Origin of the sequence: Faecalibacillus faecis (assembly GCF_003024675.1) — a bacterium.
GTDB lineage: Bacteria > Bacillota_I > Bacilli_A > Erysipelotrichales > Coprobacillaceae > Faecalibacillus > Faecalibacillus faecis.
The window spans coordinates 1-1,440 of record NZ_PYLP01000048.1 but is presented as its reverse complement, the minus strand read 5'-3'; the positions used below and the strand labels follow the sequence as shown (position 1 = coordinate 1,440).

Sequence of the window (1,440 nt, the reverse complement as noted above, 5' to 3'; positions counted from 1 at the left end):
GATGAACTCAACAAAAATAATAAAAACAAGAATTCTCTTAAGATTTCCGATCATTCTCCTGAACTCTATCTTGGATATTTTCCATTCATATCCATGATGAATAAAATGGATATCAAAAAGTATGTCGACTATTTCAATCTGCATAATTCTTTTGAGTTTGACCTTTACGAACTTCTTTCATCTCTTATCTATGCTCGTCTTGTTAATCCATGCAGTAAGCATAGAACTTTTCATGAGGTCCTTCCTCAACTAAGAGACGGCGTTCACTTTTCTTATGATCAGCTTCTTGATGGTCTTGAATTCATTGGCAATGACTACGGCAAGTTTATCGAAATCTTTAATGAACAGACAAAGAAATTCTATGATATCAATACTTCCAAGACCTACTTTGACTGCAGTAATTTTTATTTTGAAATAGACAGAGAAGATGACTTTAGAAGAAAAGGTCCTTCTAAAGAAAACAGAAAAGATCCCATTGTCGGCTTAGGACTGCTTCTTGATGYAAATCAAATTCCTATTGGCATGGAACTGTTTCCTGRCAACGAAAGTGAAAAGCCCATACTGAGAAATGTCATCAAAAAACTGAAAGATAAAAATCAAATCACAGGGAAAACCATCCATGTTGCAGATARAGGATTGAACTGTGCACAGAATATCGCCTTTTCCAAAGAAAACGGAGATGGCTATCTCTTCTCAAAATCAGTAAAATCCTTGCCTGAAAAAGAAAAGACATGGGTACTGTTGGATAATGATGATTGGAAGGATGTAAGAAGCAGAGATGGCACACTGTTATACAGATATAAATCATGTGTCGAAAAATTTCCATACACTTTTGAAATAGATGGTAAAAAGAAAACCCTCTGCTTTACAGAAAAAAGACTTGTTACCTATAATCCAAAACTGGCCTCAAAGAAAAAATATGAAATAGCCAAACAGATTGAAAAAGCAAGAAACCTCTGTTACAGTCAGGCAAAACGATCAGAATATGGAGATTTAGGRAAGTATGTCGATTTCATTGATGAAGACGGAGAGAAAGCCAAGGCCTCAATAAACGAATCAATGATTGAAAAAGAGCTAAAGTTTGCAGGATACAATATGCTTGTTACTTCAGAAAAGGATATGGATGATATTGATATCTATAATACATATCACAATCTATGGAGGATAGAAGAATCCTTCAGAATAATGAAGTCTGATTTAGATGCACGCCCTGTATTTCTTCAAAAAGAAAACAGCATAAAGGGACACTTCCTGATCTGTTATCTTGCCGTACTGTTAGAAAGAATATTCCAGTTTAAGATATTGGATAATCAATACAGCACACATCAAATCATGAAATTCATTAGAAGCTTTAAGGTGGTCAAAGGTGAAAGTAAATATATCAATGTAACGGCATCAAGTGAATTTATAAAAGAATTCGAAAATATTACAAATCTTCCA

Annotated in this window: 1 protein-coding gene; it reads left to right on the top strand. The window is 34.1% G+C overall.

The window, feature by feature from the left end; all coding sequences use genetic code 11:
• The coding region (locus C7U55_RS13370; protein WP_106988962.1) for an IS1634 family transposase at positions 1–1,440 on the top strand (1,440 nt) is incomplete at both ends.